The sequence below is a fragment of the Prosthecobacter sp. genome, assembly GCF_044227185.1.
In the GTDB taxonomy this organism is placed as follows: Bacteria; Verrucomicrobiota; Verrucomicrobiia; order Verrucomicrobiales; family Verrucomicrobiaceae; genus Prosthecobacter.
This window is the reverse complement of record NZ_JBGAFO010000015.1, coordinates 110,092-133,873: the sequence shown is the minus strand read 5'-3', so window position 1 is coordinate 133,873 and position 23,782 is coordinate 110,092. Positions and strand designations below refer to the sequence as shown.

General features: G+C 61.6%; 18 protein-coding genes. 8 read left to right on the top strand and 10 right to left on the bottom strand.

Translation table 11 applies throughout. The features are described from left to right. Position 1: 1 nt before the first annotated feature. From ACILSQ_RS27835 to ACILSQ_RS27820, 4 genes are read right to left on the bottom strand one after another with little or no spacing between them, the layout of a single operon-like run. Entirely contained in the window at positions 2-754 is a 753-nt protein-coding gene (locus tag ACILSQ_RS27835; protein WP_395746969.1) for an ABC transporter ATP-binding protein, read from the bottom strand. Then, positions 755-1,723: a fatty acid desaturase family protein gene (locus ACILSQ_RS27830; RefSeq protein WP_395746968.1), complete on the bottom strand. Its 969-nt coding sequence runs from the start codon at positions 1,721-1,723 to the stop codon at positions 755-757. Then, on the bottom strand, positions 1,720-3,081 hold the full coding sequence (locus tag ACILSQ_RS27825; RefSeq protein ID WP_395746967.1) for a condensation domain-containing protein: 1,362 nt from the start codon (positions 3,079-3,081) through the stop codon (positions 1,720-1,722). The genes ACILSQ_RS27830 and ACILSQ_RS27825 overlap by 4 nt, the downstream gene beginning before the upstream one ends. After that, positions 3,054-10,769 carry an SDR family oxidoreductase gene (locus ACILSQ_RS27820; RefSeq protein ID WP_395746966.1) on the bottom strand — a complete coding sequence of 2,572 codons (7,716 nt, stop codon included), beginning with the start codon at positions 10,767-10,769 and terminating at the stop codon, positions 3,054-3,056. Before ACILSQ_RS27820 ends, ACILSQ_RS27825 begins: the two co-directional genes overlap by 28 nt. A gap of 249 nt (positions 10,770-11,018) precedes the next feature. Between ACILSQ_RS27820 and asnB the strand changes: the two genes are divergently transcribed. From asnB to ACILSQ_RS27790, 6 genes are all read left to right on the top strand, one after another. After that, the gene (asnB, locus tag ACILSQ_RS27815; protein ID WP_395746965.1) at positions 11,019-12,980 is read left to right on the top strand and encodes an asparagine synthase (glutamine-hydrolyzing); all 1,962 of its coding nucleotides are present in this window, start codon (positions 11,019-11,021) and stop codon (positions 12,978-12,980) included. A gap of 330 nt (positions 12,981-13,310) precedes the next feature. After that, positions 13,311-14,174, top strand: coding sequence for an STAS domain-containing protein (locus ACILSQ_RS27810; protein WP_395746964.1), 864 nt, complete (start codon positions 13,311-13,313; stop codon positions 14,172-14,174). Between the two features lie 49 nt (positions 14,175-14,223). Beyond that, complete coding sequence (locus ACILSQ_RS27805) at positions 14,224-14,577, top strand: STAS domain-containing protein (protein ID WP_395746963.1); 354 nt, start codon at positions 14,224-14,226, stop codon at positions 14,575-14,577. A gap of 12 nt (positions 14,578-14,589) precedes the next feature. Continuing rightward, positions 14,590-14,994 (top strand): anti-sigma regulatory factor, encoded by a 405-nt coding sequence (locus ACILSQ_RS27800; protein ID WP_395746962.1) that lies wholly within the window; start codon positions 14,590-14,592, stop codon positions 14,992-14,994. Next, on the top strand, positions 14,985-16,019 hold the full coding sequence (locus ACILSQ_RS27795; RefSeq protein ID WP_395746961.1) for a SpoIIE family protein phosphatase: 1,035 nt from the start codon (positions 14,985-14,987) through the stop codon (positions 16,017-16,019). Before ACILSQ_RS27800 ends, ACILSQ_RS27795 begins: the two co-directional genes overlap by 10 nt. Beyond that, on the top strand, positions 16,019-18,304 hold the full coding sequence (locus ACILSQ_RS27790; RefSeq protein ID WP_395746960.1) for an ATP-binding protein: 2,286 nt from the start codon (positions 16,019-16,021) through the stop codon (positions 18,302-18,304). The genes ACILSQ_RS27795 and ACILSQ_RS27790 overlap by 1 nt, the downstream gene beginning before the upstream one ends. Positions 18,305-18,427: 123 nt before the next feature. On the opposite strand, the gene ACILSQ_RS27785 is transcribed toward ACILSQ_RS27790, so the two are convergent. Beyond that, a complete protein-coding gene (locus tag ACILSQ_RS27785; protein ID WP_395746959.1) occupies positions 18,428-19,027 on the bottom strand; it encodes a cupredoxin domain-containing protein in 600 nt (199 codons plus the stop codon). Positions 19,028-19,194: 167 nt separating this feature from the next. Between ACILSQ_RS27785 and ACILSQ_RS27780 the strand changes: the two genes are divergently transcribed. After that, positions 19,195-19,929: an ATP-binding protein gene (locus tag ACILSQ_RS27780; RefSeq protein ID WP_395746958.1), complete on the top strand. Its 735-nt coding sequence runs from the start codon at positions 19,195-19,197 to the stop codon at positions 19,927-19,929. Positions 19,930-20,096: 167 nt separating this feature from the next. Here ACILSQ_RS27780 and ACILSQ_RS27775 read toward each other — a convergent pair whose 3' ends face one another. From ACILSQ_RS27775 to ACILSQ_RS27765, 3 genes are all read right to left on the bottom strand, one after another. After that, a complete protein-coding gene (locus tag ACILSQ_RS27775; RefSeq protein ID WP_395746957.1) occupies positions 20,097-20,867 on the bottom strand; it encodes a hypothetical protein in 771 nt (256 codons plus the stop codon). A 7-nt stretch (positions 20,868-20,874) separates the two neighbouring features. Beyond that, on the bottom strand, positions 20,875-22,164 hold the full coding sequence (locus ACILSQ_RS27770) for an amidase (RefSeq protein WP_395746956.1): 1,290 nt from the start codon (positions 22,162-22,164) through the stop codon (positions 20,875-20,877). A 77-nt stretch (positions 22,165-22,241) separates the two neighbouring features. After that, a complete protein-coding gene (locus tag ACILSQ_RS27765; RefSeq protein WP_395746955.1) occupies positions 22,242-22,538 on the bottom strand; it encodes a hypothetical protein in 297 nt (98 codons plus the stop codon). Between the two features lie 203 nt (positions 22,539-22,741). Here ACILSQ_RS27765 and ACILSQ_RS27760 point away from each other — a divergent pair, with 203 nt between their 5' ends. Continuing rightward, on the top strand, positions 22,742-22,972 hold the full coding sequence (locus ACILSQ_RS27760) for a glycine zipper 2TM domain-containing protein (protein ID WP_395746954.1): 231 nt from the start codon (positions 22,742-22,744) through the stop codon (positions 22,970-22,972). Positions 22,973-23,112: 140 nt separating this feature from the next. On the opposite strand, the gene ACILSQ_RS27755 is transcribed toward ACILSQ_RS27760, so the two are convergent. Then, positions 23,113-23,481, bottom strand: coding sequence for a hypothetical protein (locus ACILSQ_RS27755; protein ID WP_395746953.1), 369 nt, complete (start codon positions 23,479-23,481; stop codon positions 23,113-23,115). Continuing rightward, on the bottom strand, positions 23,478-23,747 hold the full coding sequence (locus ACILSQ_RS27750) for a hypothetical protein (protein WP_395746952.1): 270 nt from the start codon (positions 23,745-23,747) through the stop codon (positions 23,478-23,480). The genes ACILSQ_RS27755 and ACILSQ_RS27750 overlap by 4 nt, the downstream gene beginning before the upstream one ends. Positions 23,748-23,782: the final 35 nt, after the last annotated feature.

Genomic DNA, 23,782 nt, shown 5'->3' with positions numbered 1-23,782 from the left:
GTCAGGAAGCAATGGGTGGGGCGGTGCCGTCCGCGATGATACGCCCGTCCTTCATCTGGATCGTGCGTGAGGCCCGGCGGGCGATCCCCGCATCGTGCGTCACCAGCACCAGGGTCATGTGCTGTTCTTTCTGCAGACGGATGATGAGCTCGAGAATGAGCTCGGTGTTCTCGCTGTCGAGGTTGCCCGTCGGTTCGTCCGCCAGCAGAACTCCGGGGCCATTTGCCAGACTGCGGGCGATCGCCACCCGCTGCCGCTCGCCGCCGGACATTTTTGCCGGGAAGTGATTGAGGCGGTGTTCCAGCCCCACAGATTTGAGCAGGCTGGCCGCGCGGTCACGGCGCTCCGCAGCAGTCAGGTGAGTCTCAAACATGGGCATCTGCACATTTTCCATGGCCGTAAAAGTTGGCAGCAGGTGGAAGGCCTGAAAAATAAAGCCAATCTCCCGGGCGCGATAACCGGCGGGATCGGACAGGTCAGGAATGGAATTGGCGCGATAGAGCAGGGCGCCTGCACTGGGGTGATCCAGCGCGCCAAGCATCTGCAGCAGCGTTGTCTTGCCACAGCCGCTGGGGCCGATGATGGCCACAAATTCCCCCTGGCTCACGCGAAAGTCCACGCCGCGCAGCGCCTGCACACGACCGTCATCGTAATCCTTGGCCAGGCCCGACGCCTCAAACACGCAGTCCTTTCCTGCCGCTGGTTTGAACTCGGGCAGCGACGACGTCGATGCTGGAACTGGAAGGGAAATCATTTAAGCGGGGGCTGAATTTGACGGGCGCCATTGCGCTCCGACGCGTGGATTTGCCAGGCTGCGGAACAGATCCACCAAAGCGTGCGTGTAGCTGGGAAAGGGGGGGCGTTCTTCGAGGGCCTTGGGCTGCAGCTCCACGGCCAGCTTTGGCAGTTCCGCATGGGGCAGCCCTGCGTGCATGTGATGAAGTCCGTGGTAGGGCTCATGGAGAAGTGTGAAGGCCACGAATCTGCCCAGCCATCCGCGGGCCACGATGCTCCGCGTGGAACTGTTGGCCGTGTTTCCCAGCAGGCCTACGTGCTCGATGTATTTGCGCCAGCTTTGCAGATTGGCGGCCAGCCAGGCGGGCGCCAGATACATCCACACAAAATAGTGCCAGGCATGCCAGTGGGCCACGGCGCCGAGAACCGCCGACCAGACGATCACCATCAGCATCAGCTCGTACCAGATGCGCCGCCGCACTTTTTTGCTTCGGATCGGAGATCCAGTGCGGAGAAAGATCCGCAGGAACAGGCACGGCAGAAACACGAGGCCGAGCGTGAGCTCTGACACGGCCGCGAGCACGCGAACCCAGCGCGGCATCCCAGGATGCACAAAGGGCCAGAGCTCTTCATCACGCTCTGTGGCTAGGTGCATGTGGTGGAGCTGATGCGCGGCGCGGTAGAGGCTGAAGCTCATGAAGCTGAACACTCCCAGGAGGACGCCATCAAATTCATTCAGGCGGCGGTTCTGCCGGAGAAGCCCATGGGTGGCCTCGTGAAAGCCCACCGCCGCGCCGTGCATGAAGTGCGCGGTGAGAAGTACGAGAGGAACGGCGAACCAGAGCGAGGCTCCGCTGCGCAGGACCATGGCCAGCGCGATTTCGGTGATGAAGAAGAAAATGATGACGATCTGAAACGCCGAGCGGCTGAGCCAGTGAGGCTCGTGTGGCTCGATGTGGCTTTCGTCCGTCGTTTGCATGGTGCTCATCCCAGAGTGGTTGTCATCAGCGCGGAGGTCAGGATCTCGGGTGAGCTGCAAACACTCGTCAGCACCCCGAGATACATGCGGTGCAGGTTTTGGATGTCGTCTTCGGAGAACAGATCCGGCCGGAACAGCCACACCACTTCCAGCGCTTCGCCTTCCTCAGTCACTTCGCAGGCTAGGTCAAAACGGCAGGTGCCGGTGGACCGCATCCGCAACTGCAGCGACATGCCGTTCACGGAAATATCAGGCACAGGGTGGTTTTGCAGGGCGAAGCGCACCTGGAAAAGAGGATTGCATCCGGCAGCGCGTTCCACATCCAATGCCTTCACCAGCTCCGCGAAGGGCATGGCATTCGCAAATGACTCAATCGTGGACTCGTGCACCGCACGAAGGCGCTGGGAGAAAGTCCGGTCCCGGTCGATTTTTCCGCGCAGCGGAACGATGCCTGCGCAGTAGCCCATGGTCTCGCGCACCGCCTGTTTGCCGCGGTTCGCCACTGGCGTGCCCACCAGAATGTCATCCTTGCCGGTCCATTTGGAGAGCGTCACCTGGAAAGCCGCCAGCAGCGTGCTGAACAGCGTGGCACCATTCCGTTTGGCCAGCTCGCGCACCGCACGGCCGATTTTTTCGGGGGCTGAAGACACCCAGCGGTGTCGTTCGCCAGAAAGGGCGGCGGGGCCGGTAGGCGGAGCCCACAATGGTGTGACCTTATCCAGCCGGTCTTTCCAGAAGGCGCTGCGCTCCCCGAGCACTGCTGGCTGCCAGAAGGCGCGCTCGGCAGCTCCCCATTCCGTGTATGAAAGGGTCACCGGCGGCAGTCCTCCGGGGATGCCGCGGAGATCCTGCATGTACGCCGCAAACAAATCCTGGACGAACACGCCCACGGTCCAGCCGTCGGCAATGGCGTGGTGGATCGCCAGCACCAGCACATGGTCATCTGAGGAGCGCCGAAGCACTTCGGAGCGGTAGAGCGGCCCGCCGACCATGTCGAAGGGCTTGCGGAAGATTTCCCGCGCCAGCTCCTCCACGGCCTCGGGGTGCTGCTGCTCCGGATTGAGCTCTCGAAAGCAGAGTGTCTGCTTGCTGCTCTTCCGGATCATCTGCATGGGCTGGCCTTTGCCGGGAAGGAATGAAAGTCGGAAGACCTCCTGCCGGTCCGCCACTTTCTGCACGGCCGCCTCGCATCCCTTCTGGGTGATAGGGCCGCGCACATTGATCAGAGCGCAGATATGGTTCGCCACATCTCCCGCGGGCACGGGGGATGCCTCCCACAGTTCCCGCTGGGGCAGTGTCAGAGGCTGCAGACGGGCCTCCCCGCTTTCCAGCCACTGCTTCAGACGCGTTCGAGTATCTTGGGACATGCGGATGTTTCAGGCTCGGGGTTCCACTGCGGCGCCGTGTCATCTTCCGCGGCTTCATCTTCCAGCAGCCGGTCGATCTCCTCGTCAGAGAGTGCTTCCAGGTCCACGGTCTCGGCATCCACGGCCTCCGCTGCCGGCACAGGAGGCGGTGTGGCCGGTGCTGCCGCAGTACCGCCCACATGCTCGGCGATCAAGGTCACAATCTGGCCGATCGTCCGTGCCCGCATCAGGCTCGCGGGGGGCAGGGCCACGCCAATGGCGCTTTCGATCGAGTTTTCGATCTCGACTGCCATCAGGGAGTCAAGGCCCAGGTCTGTGAGCGGCTGGTCATCACGCAGGCCCTCGGGTTTGACACGGAGCACGGAGCCCACCACATCACGCACCGCGTGGCCCACAATCTCGGCACGCTCCTCAGGCGCGGCAGATTCGATCTTGCGCCGCCAGTCGCTCTTGGAGCCGGTGCTTTCCCCTCCTTCGACGCCTGCGGCGAAGACGCGCTCCAGCAGCGGGCTTTCCTGGCTGCTGCGGAATGACTGCCGCCATTTGGCCCAGTCCACCCGCAGGGCCATCGCCTGGGTGGCGCCTGCGTTGAGGAACATCTCCATCAGCCCGACGACTTCATTCGGGGAGAGTGCCGTGGTCCCCTGGCGTGCCAGGAATTCCGCCACCCGCTCATTGCGTGCCACGTAGCCTTCGCCGCCCAGCGCGCCCCAGTTGATCACCAAAGCTGGCAGACCCGCCGCCTGGCGGTGATACGCCAGCGCATCCTGAAACGCATTGGCTGCGGCATAGTTGGCCTGCGCCGGGTTCCCAAAAATGCTGGAGACGGAGGAGAACATCACAAAGCAGTCCAGCTTCATGTCGCGGGTTCCTTCATGCAGCAGCCATGCGCCGTAGGCCTTTGGCTCCAGCACGCTGCGCATCCGTTCACGGTTGAGCGCTGCCATGGGTGCGTCATCGATCACCATGGCCAGATGAAACACTCCTCTCAGCGGTTGTCCCGCTGCGGCGATCTCTTTGAACATCTGCTTCACGTCCGCCGGTGATCCCACGTCCGCGCGCACCACCTGCACCTCCACGCCACGCTTCCGCAGATTTTCCACGAAGGCTTCAGCGTCAGGCGTGGCGGCGCCTTTGCGGCTGGCGAGCACCAAGTGGCGGGCGCCACAGTCCGCCAGCCAGGTGGCCACCACTTTACCAAAGCCGCCGAAGGCTCCGGTGATCAGGTAGGCACCGTCCGTCTTGACGGCGAAGCCCGGGGTGAGCGGCTCTCCACGGCGTGGAACAAAAGGCTCGGGGAAGGACACCAGGACCTTGCCGGTATGCCTGCCCTGGGCCATGAGCCGGAATGCGGCATCGATGCGGCACGCGGGGAAGGAGCGGAATGGCAGCGGATGCAGGGAGCCCTGCTCCACCAGCTCCGCGATCGTGCGCAGGATCTGGCGGGTCTGCTCTTCATCGCCGCTGAAGATCGCATCCATCGCCACGACATGGAACGACGCATTCTTTCGCAGTGACCACAGGGGGATGCGGGAGTTTTGATAGATGTCCCGTTTGCCGATCTCGATGAACCGCCCGAACTGAGCCAGGCAGGAGAGGCCCATGGGGATGGCTTCCGCCGCAAGGGAGTTCAGCACGACGTCCACGCCTTTGCCGTGGGTGATTTCCATGACGGCTTCGGCGAAATCCGCCCGACGTGAATCGATGACATGCCGCACGCCCATGGCTTTCAGCAGCGCGCGCTTGGCCGGGCTGCCCGCCGAGGCGATCACTTCTGCGCCCAGATAATGCGCGATCTGGATCGCCGCCATGCCCACGCCGCCTGCGCCCGCATGAACGAGGACGCATTCACCCGCCTGGAGGTGGGCCACGGTCTTCAGCGAATGCCATGAGGTCATGAAGACGACCGGCAGAGTCGCGGCTTCTTCAAAGGAGAGCCCCTCGGGCATGAGGCGCACATCCCCCCCGCGTGCGATGGTGTGGGTGGCGAGACCGAAGACGGCGAGTCCAAACACGCGGTCTCCGGGTTTCACATGAGAAACATTTTTCCCCACGGCTGTGACGAACCCGGCCACCTCGTCACCAAAGATGCGTGCGTCCGCCGTTTCGGCAGGGTACAAGGCCAGGGCTTTGAGCACGTCGCGGAAGTTCATGCCCGCCGCCTGCACCTCGATCATCACTTCGCCATCACCACAGGGAGGCGGGGCAAAGGAATTGAGGCGCAGCGAGTCCAGCAGTCCGCGTTCGCGGGACTCCAGCCGCAGGGGGATAGCGGGATCAATCGGCTGCTCCTGCACAGGCAGGCCGCGGCTGATGCGACGGACATAACGGCCCTCGCCCCGGAAGGCTACTTCGCGCTCCGGGTCCTTCTGCAGCAGTTCGCTCCACAGCATGCCGTTGTCCGCGACCGATGCAGCCGGTGGCAGGTCGATGCTGCGGCAGGTGATCTGCGGATGTTCGTTGGCTACCACTCGCAGCAGGCCGATGGCGGCCGACTGAGCCATGGCCAAGGCCTTGGTCTGAGACCCCACGGCCTGGGCACCACGCGTCACAAGATCGATGCGGCGCTTCACGGTGGGGCTGAGATTTTCGAGAGCCTTGGTCAGATGGAAAAGCGCATCCGTGCCCAGGTGGGCGGCATCAGCGCCCGAATCATCCATGGTGTCATCCAGGCTCCACAGGCAGACAAAGCGCTCGGGCGCTTCGTCGGCGCAGGCTTCGAGCAACCGTGTCCAGTCTTCGGGAGCCTCGGCGCGCAGCATGAAGACATCGGTCATGTCCGTGTCAAACGAACTGCCGCGATAGGCGATGCGGCAGCGCACGCCGTGGAGCTGCAGTTCCGTGGCCAGACGGTCGCCCACACCACCGTGATCGGCGAGCACCAGCCACGATTTCTCCGCGGGTGATTCCAGTTCATCCGGCGTGTGCATTTTCGGTGGTGTCCATTCCTTGCGGGCGAGCAGTCCGATGAGGCTTTCTCCACCGTCCTGCCGCAGCAGCCCCGGCAGCGAGGCGGTTTCGCTGAATCCCGCCTGCTTCAGCACGTTCTCCCACTGCGGGCGCAGCAGCAGCGGATGATGCGGACGCAGATCACGGTCCGTAAAACGCCACCAGCCGCTGGTCAGACCAAAGACCGCATTCAGCCAGAGATGAGGCGTGGCCACATCCACAAACAACAAGGTGCCGCCGGGCGTCAGAAGCTCATGGAGGTTGCGCAGCGCGGCACGCACATCGCTCACGGCATGCACCACGTTGGAGCCGAGAATGAGGTCAAACGAGCCTGCTTCGAGGTCCTGTTCAGTTCCTGGTTTTTCGAGATCGAAAATCTTGTATTCGACTTCAGGATAGGCCGCCAGCTTCTGCTTCGCCCCTGGGAAGAACCCTGCGGACACGTCGCTGAAGACATAGCTGTGCAGCCCTCTTTCGATCAACGGCAGCAGTTGTGAAGCAAGGCCGCCCGTGCCGGCGCCGATCTCCAGAATGCGCAGTCCGCGCCCTTCGGGCAGATGGCGCGCCGCTTCTTCCACCGCACTGGCGATGGCCGCCAGCCAGGTGCTGGAGAAGAGACCATCTCCGTAAAACTGATCCAGCAGATCCGCGCCGGCGCCGGTGAAGAGCACCTGCACGGCATCCTTCTCTCCGCGCAGGATGGGGCCGAGTTCGGCGCTGGCGGCTTCGCTGAGCAGTGCATCCGGCAGATGACCGGGATGCGCGGCGACGGTGGCACGAAACACCTCTGCCGTGGAATTCGCGGTGGTGATGAACGCGGGAGTTTGCTGATAACCCTCCGCGGTCTGCACCAGCAGTCCGCGTTTGACGAAATCATTCATCAACTGGGTGAAAGCCGGCCGCATGGCATCTGCCACACCGAGGGATTCTGCGTTGAACACATCTTCCGCTCCCATTTCACTCAAAGCTCCTGCCACATGTGCCGCGGTGAGTTCATCCACGGCTGCGCTGGCGTTTTGAAGATGGGCACGGCCCCGCATGTCCATGGCTGCTTCCAGCGCCTGCTGAGCCGCGTCATGCAGCCGGCTGAGTGGCAGGGGCGCCGGCGACGCGGGCCTGACCGCCGCCGGAGAGCGCTCCCATCCCACGTTATAAACGAGATCGCGTCCCTTGCCTGTCTTGCTCGTGCGGCGTGCTCCTTCTACGCTGATGGCCCGGAATCCGTCAATGCGGACACAGGGCCTGCCGCTTTCATCATAAAGGTCAATGCCGCCTTCCACCAGTTCATCGTTGGCCTGCTTCACACCGGCCCGCACAAAGCTGGAGGCACCGGGAGAGCGCAGGAACACGATTCGAGAGAAGCGCACCGGCAGCCTGAGTCCGGCAGTGCGTCCTTCCACAGTCGCCGCACCGGCGGAGAAAACCTGCAGCGCTCCGTCGAAGAGCACGGGATGCAGCGGATAGTCGGCGGCACGGTGTGCGATCGTTTCGGACAAGGCCACCCGGCCGGCCGATTTGCCGTCGCCGGCGGACAATTCACGAATGGGGCGGAACTCTTCGCCATAGCGCAGGCCCATGTCGCTCATGTGCTCATAGAAGGCGTCCACCTTCACCTCCGGCAGGCGGGATGCCGCCGTGTCAGTCCACGCTGACGTGGCAAAGGGCGATTCCGTGCGTTCGCCACGCATCGAGCCCACCACATGTACAGACCATGAGGATGTGTTGTCAAAACGGCTTTGGATCAGGAAGGTGCGCTCGCCCGGATCGTAGGACAGCTCAAGCTGCAGTCCCGAAGGCGGATCTGGCACGATGAGCGGTTTGCGAATTTCAAAGTCTTCCACCACAAACGGCCTGCCTTCGAACTGCTGCACGCCGGCCTCGAGCACCATCTCCACAAATCCCGCGGCGGGGAAGATCACGAGATTCTCGACCCGATGATCTTTGAGAAACGCCATGTGGCGGCTGTCGAGCCGCGCGACCCAGGTGGGAGTGGCGCGCGAGGTGCGCGCACCGAGCAGGCCGCGCCCGCCCGCCGAGAGGCGGCCTTCGCGCACTTCGGGGGACTCATGCCACCAGGCACTCTTGTCCCAGGCGTAGGTGGGAAGGGTAAGGATGCGCCGTGATGGTGTGATGGCGGCAAAATTCAGCCCCACATCCACCAGATGCATTTCCATGGCCGTATCCAGAAGGGACTCATGTTCTCGCTCGCGCCGCACGGAGGCTAGCACGGACTGCCTGGCCGCGCGCTCGCCCAGGCACTCCTGAATGGATCGTACCAGGGCGGGATGGGCGCCGAGCTCAAGCCAGACATCTGTACCATATTCCGCAACTGCAGCGACGGCGGAGGCGAATTCCACCGGCTGCCGCACGCCGCGCGACCAGTGGTCCGCCGTGCAGGCTTCGCCATTCAAACGCTGGCCGGTGACGGTGCTGAAGAACGGCACTTGTTCCGGCTGGGGCTGAAGATCGCCCAGCGCCTCCTTCAGTGCGTCCGCGGCAGGCTGCATCAGCGCATGGTGGAAGGGATGGCTGACCTGGAGAAAGCGCGCAAAAATTCCCTGAGCTTCCAGGTCAGCGGCGATGGCGCTGAGTTCGCCGCGCGGCCCTGAGAGGGTCAGTGAGCGCGGGCCATTGAAGGCGGCGATGCTCACCGCACGCCCGTGCCGGACCATCACCGCGCGTGCGTCATCCGGGGTCATGCCCACGGCAAGCATGGTGCCGTCCTGCACCGTGCATTCATCCATGAAACGACCGCGGTGCACGATGATCTTCGCGGCTTCCTCCAAAGTGAGGATGCCTGCCACGCATGCCGCCGCCACCTCTCCCACGCTGTGACCCACGACTGCGGCGGGATGTATGCCCCAGGACTGCCACAGTTCCGCGAGGCCCATCTGCATGGCAAAAATCGCGACCTGGGAAATTTCGGTGCGCTGCATCTGCGAGTCTGTCTCGCCCCGCGCAAGCTCGTCCATGAGACGGAAACGGGCCCAGGGCTTGATGGCGGCTTCACACGCTTCGATGGTGCGCCGGAAAACCGGCTCATGCTGCATGAGTTCGCGTCCCATGCCCCACCACTGCGGCCCCTGGCCGCTCAGCACAAAGACGACACGGGCAGGGTGCTCCCGGCGCGGTGTGAAGGCCGTGCGCAGCTTCGGGCCCGGCTGTCCGCTGGAAAATGCATGAAGTTCCTGCACCGCCTCGGCCATGGTGCGCGCGTTCAAGGTGAGACGGTGGGAGTGATGATTACGGCGCGCGCCGAGCATGTAAGTCATGTCCGGCAGCAGGGGCGAGCTGCCATTGAGATGCGAATGATCCTCCAGCCAGGCGCTGAGCCGCCAGGCATTGGCCTGCAGAGAAGCTTCGGAACGGGCGGAAAGCACGAGCGGCCAGGTGCGGTCCGTGGCGGCGGTGAGCAGGGCCCGCTGGGGCGGTGGAGGAGGCTCTTTGAGAATCACGTGCGCATTGGCGCCGCCGAAGCCAAAGGAGTTGACCCCGGCCATCCGTGAGCCCGGCTTCCCAGCCAGCGGCTCCAGGGCTGTGGCCACGCGCAGTTTCAGCGCTTCGAAGTCAATGTGCGGACTCGGATTCTTAAAGTGCAGACTGGGCGGCACCTGGCCATGTTTAAGGACCAGCGCGGCCTTCATGAGCCCGGCCACGCCGGCGGCTGTCTCCAAGTGGCCGAGGTTTGTTTTTGCCGAGCCGATGACCAGGGCGTTCTGCTCCGTGCGGTCGGCGCAGAGCGCCTCTGCCAGCGCATTCGCTTCAATGGGATCCCCCACTGCCGTGCCAGTACCATGGGCTTCGACATAGCCGATCTCCCACGGGTCGATCTGGGCATTGTCGCAGGCATCGCAGACGAGCCTTGCCTGCGCTTCTCCGCTGGGCAGGGAGATGCCGTTGGTATGACCGTCTTGATTGATGGCCGTGCCAATGATCACCCCTTGGATGGGATCTCCGTCCTCCAAGGCATCTTCCAGTCTCTTCAACAGAACCATGCCCGCGCCTTCACCGCGCACAAAGCCATTGGCCTCTGCGGCAAAGGCCTGGCATTTGCCGTCGGGAGAAAGCATGCCTGCCTGCGAGAAGCCGATAAAGCCATCCGGATTGATCATCACCGTGACACCGCCAGCGAGCGCGGTTTTGCAGCGGCCGCCGAGAAGATGCTCGCAGGCCACGTGCACGGCGGTCAGTGCCGAGGAGCATGCAGTATCCATGGCCAGGCTCGGCCCATGGAGGTTCAGGCAGTAGGAAATGCGGTTGGCCGCAATGCTGTGCGCACTGCCGGTGGGTGTGTGCGCGCTGATGCCGCTGCGGTCCGTGGAGGTGTGCTGGATGCCCTGGTAGTCATTGTGCGAGATGCCCACAAACACTCCGACGTCCGTGCCTTTCTCCAGGTTGAGCACCAGCCCGGCGTCTTCAATGGCTTCCCACGCCGTCTCCAGAAGCAGGCGCTGCTGCGGATCGATATAAGGGGCTTCGCGTGGTGAAATGCCGAAGAACTGCGGATCAAACTGCTCGATCCCGTCAACGAAGCCGCCGCGTTTGGCAATGGTTTTGCCCACCACGCCGGGTTCGGCATCGTAGAAGCGTTCGACGTTCCAGCGGCTTGAGGGAACTTCGGAAACGGCATCGCGCCCTTCGATCAGAAGTTTCCAAAATGACTCAGCGTCATTGACTCCGCCGGGAAAACGGCAGCCCATGCCGATGATTGCAATACCTTCGCTTCGGTTTGTTTCCATAATGTTTGTTCGTCTGTGCTTACTGCGGCTTAATTCGGAACTGCGCAGGGCGTTGGCCTTCATGGAGTGAAAAAAAACGAGGTTTTCGCCTCATGGGGGCATCGGGGCGCTGATTTTCATAAACGGCTGCGGGTTTCTCTGATGCAGGCGGCACGCTGCGTCAGGTATTCCCCGCGTTTCATAGTCAGGGTGGCAGGGGCATGGCATTCGGTTCTTGACGAGCGTTCGGTTGGTCCACAGTGTTGCATCATGTGTGGTATCGCAGGAGTGATGGATATGAGCGGCCGGCGCACGGTGCCGGATGGAGTCATTGAAAAAATGTCGAGAGCTCTGACTCATCGAGGTCCGGATGAAGAAGGCTTCTTTCGCCGGCCAGGAATTGAAATGGCCTCGCGACGACTGAGCATTGTCGGCCTGGCGGATGGTCAGCAACCGATGACAAACGAATGTCAAAGCGCGTATGTGGTCTTCAATGGGGAGTTGTTTGATCACGTTGAAAAACGTGTGGAGCTCGCGGCGCGCGGACACCATCTCGTGACACATTGTGACACTGAGATCATTCCCCACATGTGGGAGGAAAATCAGGAGGGCATGTTCAAGCGTCTGCGCGGCCAGTTTGCCATCGCCTTGTATGATGTGTCCCGCCATCAACTGACGCTCGGCCGGGATCGCTTTGGCATCAGCCCGTTGTACTGGACCCGGCAGGGAGACTGGCTTCTTTTTGCGTCTGAGATCAAGGGGCTGCTCGCCTCGGGCATGGTGCCCGCCAGGGCCGATCTGCGCGGGCTGGACCACGTCTTCACCTTTGCGGCCATGCCCGGGCCTGTGACGTGTTTTGAGGGCGTTCAGCTTCTGCCTCCGGGACATTACCTGCAGATTGAGCCCGGCGGTGAAACACCCGTCCGACAGTGCGCCTACTGGGAGATGGACTTTCCCAACGAGGGGGATGAAAACCCCGAGAATGACGCACGCAAACTGGTGGATGAGTTTGAACATCTGCTGCTGCAGGCCGTGGAGAAACGCCTGCGTGCGGATGTCCCCGTGGGGGCTTATCTTTCCGGTGGACTTGATTCCAGCATGATCGTGGCCATGGCGAGCAAGCTCAAAGGCCCGGCGATCAACACGTACACCATTCGCGTGGACGACCCCGCGCTGGATGAACTCAGCGCGGCCAGCCTTTCCGCCAGACACATCGGCACAAAGCCGCCCGTCGTGCAGGAGTTCCGCGCGCATGATGCGCTGGATTCGTATCCGGAGCTGATCCAGGCCGCTGAAGCGCCTGTGATTGATACCTCCTGTGCTGCCTTGATGATGCTTGCGCGCCGTGTTCAGTTCTGCGGTCAAAAGGTGGTGCTCACGGGAGAGGGGGCCGACGAGTGGCTGGCTGGCTATCCATGGTACAAGGCGGCAAAAATTCTGGGCATGCTGGATGTGATTCCAGGAGTGCGTCTCAGCAACGTGGCGCGCCGTGCCTACCTGCGTTTGAACAACGTGCCGCAATATCCCGCGGAATTCAGGCAGCGCACGGAGGATGCCGTGGGAGGTCCGAACGCGTGGATTGATTCTTATGGTATCCTGGGCCTGGCAAAGCTGCGCTTCTACTCCGATCACATGCGCGAGGCGCTTCAACCTGCGCGGCCGTGGGAGGAACTGGGGATGGATCTGGAGCGTGCCCGTCGCTGGCACCCGCTCAATCGCGGTCTCTGGGTGGGCGCGCGGGTGACGCTGGCAGGCCATCTGCTGCAGGCCAAGGGAGATCGCGTGGCCATGCACTCCTCCGTGGAGGTTCGTTATCCATTCCTCGATGAAGATGTTTTTGATTTCACCTCCAAGCTGAATCCGCGCTGGAAGCTGCATGGCCTTCGGGACAAGCATCTGCTGCGTCTTCTTGCGGAGCGCTGGCTGCCTCCTGAAATTTACAACCGTCGCAAAGTCATCTTCCGCGCTCCTCTCGACAGCTTCCACATTGACCCTGAACCGCGGTTTGTGGCCGAGCTGCTGAGCGGGGAGTCACTGCGCCGCACTGGTTATTTTGACATCGCCTCGGTGAACCACTGGCGGAAATCGTTCCGTCAGATGCGCGCGGGCTCCCTGCCGCGCCTTTCCGTGGAGATGGGTCTTGCGGCCGTCGTTGCCACCCAGCTATGGCACCATACTTACATTGATGGGTCGCTGGCTGATCTCCCGACGCGGGCGCAGTCGCGTACATGAGCGCCTGACTGTGACATCGGGCAATCCACTAAAGAAAGGGAAAGCTGAAAAAGGTGAAAGACCTCCATGCGACTATCCAACGATGCCGAAGCGAAGCGCGTAGCACACGGCTGCGTTGGAGAAAAGGCATGCCGATTTCCATGGAGACTTTTTGGAGGGGGGGCGCCAGAGCGCTCACACCGCGCATTGCAGCCGCTCAAAACGAGATGACTTGCCATCAGGTGGAGCGGCCGCGGACAAAACCATTCTTTACAATACGGAGCCAGGTCCCTTAAGTACTCCCTTACAATCGATGCATTCTTGCTGGTTTCTTGACACCCTCCCACTCCCATGAGCTGCACACGCCTCCCTGTAATCCTAAAAAGTTCGAAGTCGCAAATTCTGGAAGAATGGCTGCGACAGCAGCTCGCCAGCGCAGGGGCGCGGGCGGATCTCATCAAAGACAGTGAACTGCGCAAACAGTCGGATGATTTCCTGACCCACGTCCAGCGCAGCGCGGAAGGCGGCGGGACGGAAAGCATCAGGACCCCGGCTTGGACCCCGACGCTGGAACTGCTGGGCGAACTGACACGCCAGCGGGAGCGCATGGGATTCTCTCCTTCCGAGACGGCGCTCTTCGTCTTCTCATTGAAAGAGCCGCTGCTGGCGCAGGTGCGCAATGATCTGAAAAAGGAGGCGGAGGTCATGATTGAAGAATCCATCGGCATTTCGGGCCTGCTGGACAAGCTGGGCTTGTACACCACCGAAGTGTATCAGGCCTCCCGTGAAGAGGTCATCCGCCGCCAGCAGGAGGAATTGCTCGAACTCTCCACTCCGGTGGTGAAGATGTGGGACGGCATCGTGGCGCTGCCTCTCATCGGCACGCTGGACAGCGCGCGTACGAGCGTGGTCATGGAGTCTCTGCTGCAGCGGATTGTGGAGACAGGATCTGAAATCGCCATCATCGACATCACGGGCGTTCCTACTGTGGACACGCTGGTGGCCCAGCATCTTCTCAAAACAGTGGCCGCGGCCCGCCTGATGGGCGCGGACTGCATCATCAGCGGGATTCGCCCGCAGATCGCGCAGACGATGGTGCATCTGGCCATTGATCTGAGCGCGGTCACCACCAAGGCCACCATGGCGGAGGCGCTGAAGACAGCGCTACTGCGAACCGGGCACCGCGTGGTGAAGGAGGCCGCGATAAAAGCCTGAGCTGAAGACTGGTTTCGACATTTTCCTTTCCCACCCGCCTTCAACGCCCATGCAGGACCGCATTCCCATTTTACACATGAGCAATTTTTTGCTTGTGACCATTCAAGTTGACATGCATGACCGGCTGGCGCTGCAGCTTCAGGACGACCTGACCGAAAAGATCAGCGCCACCGGCGCGCAGGGCGTGCTCATTGACATCTCCAGCCTGGAAATGGTGGACTCCTTCATAGGCCGGGTGCTGGGAAACATTTCCTCCATGTCGCGGGTTCTGGATGCCAAAACCGTGGTGGTGGGCATGCAGCCGGCGGTGGCCATCACGCTGGTGGAGCTCGGTCTTTCGTTGCCAGGAATTCTGACGGCGCTGAATGTCGCCAAAGGAATGGAACTGCTGTCGCGTGATTGAACTTCTCCTCCCATGCCCATCCTGAAAAGTGAAGTGCAGCCCGTGCTAACCGAGAATGACATCGTTCATGTGCGGCAGAACGTGCGCAAATGGGCGGTGGAGATGAAATTTTCCCTGGTGGAGCAGACCAAGATGGTCACTGCTGCGAGCGAGCTGGCGCGCAATCTTCTCATCTACGGCGGCGGTGGCGAGGTGCGGCTGGAGAAACTGCAGGAAGGCGCTCGAACGGGGCTGCGCGTGATGTTTGTGGATCAGGGGCCTGGGATACCGGACATCGAACTGGCCCTCAAAGATGGCTTTACCAGCGGAAAAGGCATGGGCCTCGGGCTGGGAGGAGCAAAGCGCCTCGTGAGTGATTTCGACATTCAATCCGTCGTCGGTCAAGGCACCTGCATCACCACAACCAAATGGCGCTGACCTTTCCGGGATCCTGGCGGCAGTCCGCACTTTTTTTTGTGGTCGAAAGATCGCAGGCAGGAGATGCGCGGCGGCAGGCGGTCACGTGGGCCGAACGCCACGGCTGCAGCAAGGAGCTCCAGGGCCAGCTCGCGCTCGTCATCACTGAGCTGGCGGGAAACCTCGTTCTTCACACCTTGCATGGAGGGTGCCTGGTGCTGCGTCTGGCGGATGGGCGCGGCGCCGAGGCGGTGGAGGTGCTGTCTCTGGACAAAGGGCCGGGCAATGCGAACTTCGGCGCGTGCATGCAGGATGGCTATTCCACCGCAGGCACGGCGGGCATCGGCCTGGGTGTGGTGAGGCGCGCCTCGGAGTTTTTTGAAGTGCACTCGCAGCCGGGCATTGGCACGGCGCTGTTCTGCATCGTCACTTGCAAGCCGGTCATGGAGAAGGCGGGGCGTCTGTTTGGCCTGGTGAATGTGGCAGTCAAAGGCGAGGAACAATGCGGAGATGCCAGCAGCCTGCTGGACCTGGGAAACGGGCGGGTGCGCCTGATGCTGACGGATGGCCTTGGCCACGGGCCCCTGGCTGCGGAGGCCTCGCAGGCCGCGCTCTCCGTCTTTGCAGCGGAGCCGCAGATGGGGCTCGGCTCCTTGCTGGAAAAAATCCATGATGCTCTGAAGGCCACACGGGGAGCTGCCGTGGCGGTGGCGGAGGTGGACGCCGCCAAAGGGCGGCTCAGCTATGCCGGGGTGGGAAACATCGCCGGGTATATCGTGCAGCCAGGCTCATTAGAGAGCACGCATCTTGTGTCGATGAACGGTACACTGGGGGCCGTGCGCTCGCGCATTCAGGAGTTCAGCTACCCCTGGAGTGATGATGCACTGCTGGTGATGACGAGCGACGGCATCAAAAACCACTGGCGGCTGGACCGCTATGCCGGCGTGTCAAACCGCCACCCCAGCCTCATTGCAGGCATACTCTTTCGCGATCATGCGCGCACAACCGACGACGCCACCGTGGCGACGCTCCGTTTCAAACCGTGATGAACACCGACGTCGAAATCATCCCTTTGACGGCCGTGGAAATCCGGACGGAGCCGGATATCGTGGCCTGCCGTCAGCAGGCGCGGCATCTGGCCGCCACGCTGGGATTTGACACCCAGACGCAGGTGCGCATCGCCACCTCGGTTTCGGAAATCGCTCGGAATGCATTTCAGTACGCCGGCGGCGGCGCGGCCCGGTTTCGGGTGGAGACCGACACCAGCGGCAGGCTGCGGCACAATCTGCGCCAGCAGAGCCTTGTCATCGAAATCCAGGACCAGGGCCCGGGGATTCAGAATCTCAGCACGGTGCTAGGCGGTGGTTACAAGTCGGCCACGGGGCTTGGGCTGGGCATCCTGGGCGCGCGCCGGCTGATGGATCAGGTGGACATTGAGACCCACTCCTCCGGCAGCACCGTGACCATGCGCAAGAATCTGGCGCCGAACGTCACGCGAAAAACTCTGGCGGAGCTGCGGGAGGTGGCTGCCTCGCTGGCCCCTGCGGAGGTCCGCCCCGGCAGCGTGCTCTCGGAAGTGCAGGCGCAGAACCAGGAACTGCTGGGAGTGATGGAGGAGATCAGCCACCGGCAGGAAGACCTGGCGCGCATGAACAAAGAGCTGGAGGAGACGAACGCGGGTGTTCTGGCGTTGTATGACGAGCTGGACACGCTGCACCGGGTGGGCCTGCTGCTCGCCTCAAAGATCGACCTGCCCGCCGTGATGCATGCGCTCATGACGGCTACGACGGAGCTGACCAGCGCGCAGATCGGCACATGTTACCTGAGAAGCGGAAACAGTGATGAATGGGAACGCTATGCCGATGCCGGCCCGCGCGCGGAGGTGCTGCAGTCTCTGCAGAAGGTGCTGAAGGGCGGGTTCTCCAGCCTGGATTTTGGCGTCAAGGGACTGATCAACATCGGCGATTTTACCCAGGAGGAGACTTTGGACGGCATTTCCCAGTTTGTCGCGGTGCTCGCTCCGAATTTCGTCCTGCGGAGCTGCCTCTTCGTCCCTCTGAGAGACGGGGAGGGTGTGCTGCTGGGCGTGCTCATCTTTGGCAGCGAGCAGCCCCGGATTTTCACCGAACGAAGCGAGCGCATTGTCTTCAGCATCTCAGCACAGGCCACCATAGCAATCGAGAACGCGCGCCTCTTTGACAGCGTGAAGGCGGCCAGCGAGGCCAAGGACAAATTCCTGGCCATGATCAGCCATGAGCTGCGTACTCCGCTGAACCCGGTCCTCAGCATCATTTCGGGGCTGAATGAGAACCCGGACTTCCCGGAGGCATTCCGTGAAGACATCGCCGTGGTGCTGCGCAACATCCAGTTGGAGACACGCCTGATCGACGACCTGCTGGACTTTCACCGGATCATCAAAGGAAATCTCAATTTTGCCTCCGAGCCGGTGGACATGCATGCCATGATCCGCAATGTCATCGACATCTGCCGCGCGGACGTCAGGCAGCGAGGGCACCATCTGCGGGTGACTCTGGCCGCAGATAAAAGCGTCGTTTCAGGAGATCCTGCGCGGCTTCAGCAGGTGCTGTGGAACATCCTCAAAAATGCCATCAAATTCACGGAGCCCGGCGGGGAAATCTCCGTCTCCACCACTGTGGAGGCACCTGACACTCTGCTCATCACGGTCGTGGACAATGGACGCGGCATCGAAGTGGAAATGCTGGGCTCCATCTTCAGTGCGTTTGAGCAGGGCAGCGTGCAGGGGCTGGCGCAGTTTGGCGGCCTCGGCCTCGGACTGGCGATCGTCAAAACCTTCGTGCAAAAACACAGCGGCACCGTTGACGCGGAGAGTCCCGGCCGCAACCTGGGGGCCACTTTTTCCGTTCGTCTCCCTCTCATGCTGGTGGCGGGTGTGCCGGCGGATGCTTTGGGTGATCTCAGATCCTCCCCGGGCAAAGCAGTTCCTTTGCTGGTCACGGGCCGCATCCTCCTCATTGATGATCACGCCGACACTCTGTGGAGTCTCAACCGCCTGCTGATGCGCCACGGATATGAGGTGATCACCTGCAGCAGCTATTCCGAAGCTCTGCAACTGGCCCGCCGGGGCGGCTTTGACGTGATCATCAGCGACCTCGGTCTTCCTGACGGCTCCGGTCTGGATTTGATCCGGGAGATCCGCCAGTTCAGCGACGCTCCCGCCATTGCTCTCAGCGGCTATGGAATGGAGTCTGACATGACGCAGACGCGTGAGGCCGGCTTTGCGACACACCTGACCAAGCCCGTGGACTTTCCGGAGCTGCTGGAAGCCCTGCGGGTGCTCCTGAAGGTGTAGCCACCGCTGTGGAGAGAGCAGTTCCTCTGGCGCGTTTGCAAGAGCGTCCAAAAAGAAAGTGAGGTCATGGCACCTGCCATGACCTCACAGGGAGCACATAACCGCGACTTGCCGGCCGACGTCTTATTGGACGGTCAGAGTGTGCTTCATCGAGTCACCATGCTTTTCTTTTTCGGGGCAGGTGACCTGATAGGTGCCGGGCTTCAACTGGACGTGCATGACCTTTGTGTCGTTGGCAGCGATATCCAAAAGAAACTTCTCATCCACGCCTTTGCCCTGGATGCGGAAGTTGTGCTTTTCTTTGCCGGTGTTCTTCACCATGAACGCGGTTTTCCCAGCGCCGAGGGTCTTCGGCAGGGAGATGTCGCTGTCATTGATGGTCACATCGACCTTGTGGGCGTCGGAGTCAGGGGTGACTGCATCGGCGATGGCACGCCCGGCTTTCTTGGTGCCGTTGACCACGGCATGGCCGGCGGCCACGGTTTTATCCTCGGCCTTTTTCAGCAGTTCCTTGGCTTTTTCGCCAGTAGTTTTTTCAGTCGTTTTTTCTTCCGCGGCAGTGAATGAGATCGCTGCGGCGCAAGCCAGCAGAATAAGGGGTGTAGCTTTCATGCCCATAGATCGAAAGCAGTGGGAGTGCCGCGTGTGCGCAGGCCCTGAGCCGTTTGCCTGAACTGACCCTAGGGGAAGGCGATTCCCTGGTGCCGCGGTCTTTTTTTTCATCGTGGCCGAGGGTTTTCTGGCAGGTCGCTGAAATTCATTGTAGAAGAGTGGGTTTCGGGGCAACCGTTCTTCCGCCTCCGAACGTTCATCCGCAGTGGCGAGTGCGGAAGCAGCCGTAGAAGCCCGGGCGCCCGTCTGATTTTTCACATGATCTTCAGGCGCTGGATGTGGCCGCCGTCTGCACGGCCGCGATCAGCTCCATTCAGCCCGTGCTGCAGGCCAAAAGGCTGCGGCTGACCACCGCCTTTGACAGTGTGAACGGCGTTGTCATGGACGACCGCAACCGCCTGCAGCAGATCATTTGGAATTTGCTCACCAACGCCGCCAAGTTCACGCCCAAAGGCGGGCGCATCCACGTGACCTTGGAACGGGTGAACTCCCATCTTGAACTCGCGGTGCGCGACAACGGGATCGGCATCAAGCCGGAGCTGATGCCGGTGATTTTCGACCGTTTCCGCCAGGGGGATGCCTCCACCACGCGGCGTCACGGCGGCCTGGGGCTCGGGCTGCCGATTGCCAAGCACCTGGTGGAGCTGCACGGCGGCATGCTCAGCGCCCGCAGCGAAGGCGAGGGGATGGGCTCGACCTTCATCATTTCACTTCCGGTGACGGCGGCACATTTTGATGAGAACAAATCCGCGGCAGCCAGCAGGAACGCGGCGGTGGATGACGAAATGGAAGGAAATGATCTCCATGGCTTTCGCATCCTGGTGGTGGATGATGATGAGGATTCGCTCACGGTGATCCGGAGGATATTGCTGAAGCACCATGCCATGGTGCATGCGGCTTCGTCCGTGGACGAGGCGCTGGCCGGTCTGGAGACCTTTAAACCAGAAATCGTGATCAGCGACATCGGCATGCCTGACCGTGACGGCTACGACTTCATTCGCGAGATGAGATAACTCAAGGGTGGAAACAGCATTCCCGCGATTGCGCTCACGGCGCTGGTGCGTCAGGAAGACCGCATCCGCACCCTGCGGGCTGGATTTCAGATGCATCTGGGCAAACCTGTGGGCACCGAGGAACTGGTGGCGGCCATCCAGAATTTGATGAGCCTGAGACGAGTCTCCTAGGGGGGCAGCTTTGCCAGTGTCTCCCGCCCTTTCACCTTCAGCTCGGGATCGTCATGCTCCACTGACGGCATGGCCAGCCCTTTCTCAAGGAAGCGCCGTGCTTCGGTGGTATTGCCCATTTGCGCATAGGTCTGGCCGAGTTCGATGTAGTGCCGCAGGCGGTGCGGATTGAGGGCGATGGCGCGGGAGAAGCATTTCACCGCCGCTTCATTGGTGGTGACGGGGAGCTTTCCATAAAGAAGTCCGCCGAGGGTGCGCTTGAGAACGCCCACATTTGCGAGAACCTGATGCCAGCGGCCGAGCACATGCCAGGCGGTGTCGTTGCGGGGGTCCAGTTTGATCGCCTTGTCGGCGGCGGCTTTGATGAGGGGCGAGACTTCGACCTGCGTCTTGCTCCCTTGATAGGGCAGCATTTTGCCGTAGGTGATGGCGGGTGAAAGCTGCGCCTCAGAGTCATCGGGCGCGAGCTTTGCCGCCCGCAGCCCGTAGCCCAGGGCGATGTTGCCAAACTTGAGCTTGTCTTCATTGGATCTGGCCTGCGCCAGCAGGTAGCGATACTGACGCGCGATGCGCAGCAGCAGTGGTACGTGATTTGGCTCCAGTTCGACGGCCTGGAGATAGTAATTCAGCGCGCGGTTTGCGTCGAAGGTCCGATCAAACACGTCTCCTTTCGCCACAAGTTCGCTCGCTGTCTGAGCTGGACAGGGAAGAACCCCTGCCAGCAGGGCGATGCCACAGAGGACATGGATGTAGGAGTGAAGCTTCATGGCGGGGTCAGGATTTGGATTCGAGCAGACGGCCTGCATTCAGCAGCTCAGCCTCGTGGAACGGGCGCCCGATGAGCTGCAGGCTGGTCACAGGCACCGTTTTTTTCCGAGCTGGGAGCGGTATGGGCACGGCCAGGGCGGGATTTCCCGCGTAGTTGACGCCCACCGTGTTTTGCATGCCGAACACACGCAGTTCAAACACGACGCTCGAACCCCAGAAGGGAAACTTGGGAGGCAGATTTTGCAGCGTGGGCACCGCGATGAAATCCACATGCTTGAAGACTTCACGCAGGGTGTGCTGCCAGCCTGCGCGCCGCCGCAGGGCGGCTGCATAGCTGGTGTGGTACTCTACTTCTCCCAGGGCAAAGACCGCCTTCGTGAGCAGACTGACACCCTTCTTGTCATTGTACTGCCGGTCGTTGAGCCATGCATCCGCCGCCGCCACCACTTTGCCGTCCTTTTGAGCCTGCTCCCACTGTTTTTTGAATGACTGGGAAAGGATGACAACTTTGAAGTTCTTGGCCCGGAGCGCTTCGTCGATGGCCTTGTCAATCGCGGGGTCGGTACCGTCAAGGTAGAGCCGTCCGATTTTGATCTGGCGTGCCAGAGGCTTGGCGGCGACGGCTTTTGAATACCGGCTGGCGAATCCGCGCTGGAGCAGGTTCATGCCTTGGACCAGGTGGCTGATGTCCCGGGCCAGGGGGCCGACGGTGTCCAGGTACTTCGGTGAAATGGGAAAGACACCCTTTGTCGGCACCAGACCAAAAGTGGTTTTGAGCCCATACACACCACAGCATGCGGCTGGCACGCGGATGGAGCCCGCGGTGTCCGTGCCCAGGGCCACATCTGCCATGCCGGTTTTCACCGCCACCGCGGAGCCGCTGGACGAGCCCCCTGGAATCACCTCATGCCTGCCGTCGAAGCGATTGCGTGGCGTACCGAAGTGGCTGTTTTCCCCGGAAACCGTCACTGCAAACTCCGTGAGGTTGGTTTTTCCCACAATGGGAAGGTTGCGCTCACGGACAAGCGCCAGACACGGTGCATCACGAGCCGCGGGCGGGCTGTGGCGTGCCAGATATTCGGAGCCGGCGGTGGTGACTTCGCCTTTCATGTCGATGTTGTCTTTGACGGCGACCCGCAGCCTGCCGCTGCCATCAGCGAGGGGGTGATAATCAATGAAGGCATGCTGCCGGGCGCGGCTGGCGCGATAGCCTTCCATGGAGCAGCCGTTCAGGGAGATCAGCAGTACCAGAATGGAAAGGAACATGGACTGCCGCTGGAGGAATGCGTTTTTCATTGGGCGTGAAGCTCTGTGTCGGTGCTCAAAATGAAGTTTGTCCTTCGAGGAGGAGGCTCCGATGCGCTGATTTATGATCAGTGATGATGGTAGTGACCATAATTTCTGCCGCCGTAGAGGTAGTGTCCGTTGTGGAAGTAGCGGCCGGAATAGTAGTGTCCATTGTAGTGGAACCGGCCGGGCTCATAACGTCCGCCATAATAATAGCGGTTGTTGTGGTGATAGTAGGGGGAGCTGTAGCCGCGAGGCAGCGTGCTGTAATAGCCGGGGCCAGCTCCCATTCCGACTCCGCCCACGGGGTAGCCGCCATAATCACAAGAAGAGAGGAGCCATGCGGAGCCAGCAAGAACAAACGTGAGCAGAGGTGTTTTCATCATCTACGATTTGAAAGTGCAGTGAAATCGTCTCTGGCTTTTGGGGCGGCTGCATCGTTCGCAAACAAGCCGCTTGCGGGAAGACTTAAGCCCGGACGCTGAGAGACGGGGGCGAAATGCGGCCCATACGGCCGGGCGCGCATCGAGGGACGAAACTGGTACGATAGAACTGAAGATAGTCGAAACCCTCAATCACCACCTTTATGAAAACGCTCCTTCTCGCCATGCTGCTTGCCCTTTTCTCCCTCACTTCCTGTGCCAACGGGCCTGCCGCGCGCAGGGGCACTCTCATCGGCGCTGTCGGCGGCGGTGTTGCCGGCGGTCTGATTGGCCGCAATCTCGGAGGCGTCGCCGTGGGCGCCGGTCTCGGTGCACTGGCAGGAAACATGATCGGCAACGCCAGGGACCGCCGTCATTACCGCTACTATCACTAATCGTGAAGCTTCGCTCCAGGCACAAAGTGGATACGCCGAAGGCCATGGTGCCGCCCCGCCAGGCCAGAGAGTGTGAAAGCAAAGGAGCCCGGGATGTTGGCCCGGGCTCCACGTGCGCTCTGTGCAGACTCAGCAGAATCTCACGAAAAGAGATGGCAGAGGCGGCTGCCCAGCCTGGAACTGCTGATTGAATGGACTCCACGCTTCACAGCGTCGATGCCATCATCCGCGAGATGGCTGGCCCGGTCGTATGCAGGTTCCGCCAGCTCCGCGAGCCGGTGCTGGATGTCCTCCAGCAGTTGAACTGCACGATGCTTTGGGGAAGGGGGAGGAGCGAGGAACTCGCGGGCGACGATCCCGACGGCGACTCCAAAGCCGACAGTGGCCATGGCGGCAGCGACAGGATGACGACGAATGAGGCCTTCGATCTGGCTGAGAGGGGAGGAGTGCGGGGAGCCTGTCACAGGGGCTTCTTCGTCCGTGGGGGGAATGACTGAGGGATCGTTCATGGCAGTGTTTGGGGTTTGCTGGGGCAGTTGCAAAGTTCGAAGGCCTTGACCACGCCGAGAGTCAGCAGAGCAGGGCGCAGCATGGTGAGAGTGACCGCGGTGACGCTGGCCACCAGAAAGCGGGTGGGCAGGATATTGAGCACCATGCCAACGCCCATCGCCACGGCCATGGCCTTGGCGGGTTCGTTCCGCGCCATTGTTTCGGCGTCGTGGACAAGGCGTTGCACAAGCTGTTCGGCGGGTTGGGGAGGTGGGGCGGTGTTCATAGCGATGAATTTGGGAACGTGAGAAAATTGCAATG

What these genes read in the sequence shown, in the direction of transcription:
- ACILSQ_RS27835 (WP_395746969.1), bottom strand. Translation starts at nt 754, where the DNA reads ATGATTTCCCTTCCAGTTCCAGCATCGACGTCGTCGCTGCCCGAGTTC.
- ACILSQ_RS27830 (WP_395746968.1), bottom strand. Translation starts at nt 1,723, where the DNA reads ATGAGCACCATGCAAACGACGGACGAAAGCCACATCGAGCCACACGAG.
- ACILSQ_RS27825 (WP_395746967.1), bottom strand. Translation starts at nt 3,081, where the DNA reads ATGTCCCAAGATACTCGAACGCGTCTGAAGCAGTGGCTGGAAAGCGGG.
- ACILSQ_RS27820 (WP_395746966.1), bottom strand. Translation starts at nt 10,769, where the DNA reads ATGGAAACAAACCGAAGCGAAGGTATTGCAATCATCGGCATGGGCTGC.
- asnB (WP_395746965.1), top strand. Translation starts at nt 11,019, where the DNA reads ATGTGTGGTATCGCAGGAGTGATGGATATGAGCGGCCGGCGCACGGTG.
- ACILSQ_RS27810 (WP_395746964.1), top strand. Translation starts at nt 13,311, where the DNA reads ATGAGCTGCACACGCCTCCCTGTAATCCTAAAAAGTTCGAAGTCGCAA.
- ACILSQ_RS27805 (WP_395746963.1), top strand. Translation starts at nt 14,224, where the DNA reads ATGCAGGACCGCATTCCCATTTTACACATGAGCAATTTTTTGCTTGTG.
- ACILSQ_RS27800 (WP_395746962.1), top strand. Translation starts at nt 14,590, where the DNA reads ATGCCCATCCTGAAAAGTGAAGTGCAGCCCGTGCTAACCGAGAATGAC.
- ACILSQ_RS27795 (WP_395746961.1), top strand. Translation starts at nt 14,985, where the DNA reads ATGGCGCTGACCTTTCCGGGATCCTGGCGGCAGTCCGCACTTTTTTTT.
- ACILSQ_RS27790 (WP_395746960.1), top strand. Translation starts at nt 16,019, where the DNA reads ATGAACACCGACGTCGAAATCATCCCTTTGACGGCCGTGGAAATCCGG.
- ACILSQ_RS27785 (WP_395746959.1), bottom strand. Translation starts at nt 19,027, where the DNA reads ATGAAAAAAAAGACCGCGGCACCAGGGAATCGCCTTCCCCTAGGGTCA.
- ACILSQ_RS27775 (WP_395746957.1), bottom strand. Translation starts at nt 20,867, where the DNA reads ATGAAGCTTCACTCCTACATCCATGTCCTCTGTGGCATCGCCCTGCTG.
- ACILSQ_RS27770 (WP_395746956.1), bottom strand. Translation starts at nt 22,164, where the DNA reads ATGAAAAACGCATTCCTCCAGCGGCAGTCCATGTTCCTTTCCATTCTG.
- ACILSQ_RS27765 (WP_395746955.1), bottom strand. Translation starts at nt 22,538, where the DNA reads ATGAAAACACCTCTGCTCACGTTTGTTCTTGCTGGCTCCGCATGGCTC.
- ACILSQ_RS27760 (WP_395746954.1), top strand. Translation starts at nt 22,742, where the DNA reads ATGAAAACGCTCCTTCTCGCCATGCTGCTTGCCCTTTTCTCCCTCACT.
- ACILSQ_RS27755 (WP_395746953.1), bottom strand. Translation starts at nt 23,481, where the DNA reads ATGAACGATCCCTCAGTCATTCCCCCCACGGACGAAGAAGCCCCTGTG.
- ACILSQ_RS27750 (WP_395746952.1), bottom strand. Translation starts at nt 23,747, where the DNA reads ATGAACACCGCCCCACCTCCCCAACCCGCCGAACAGCTTGTGCAACGC.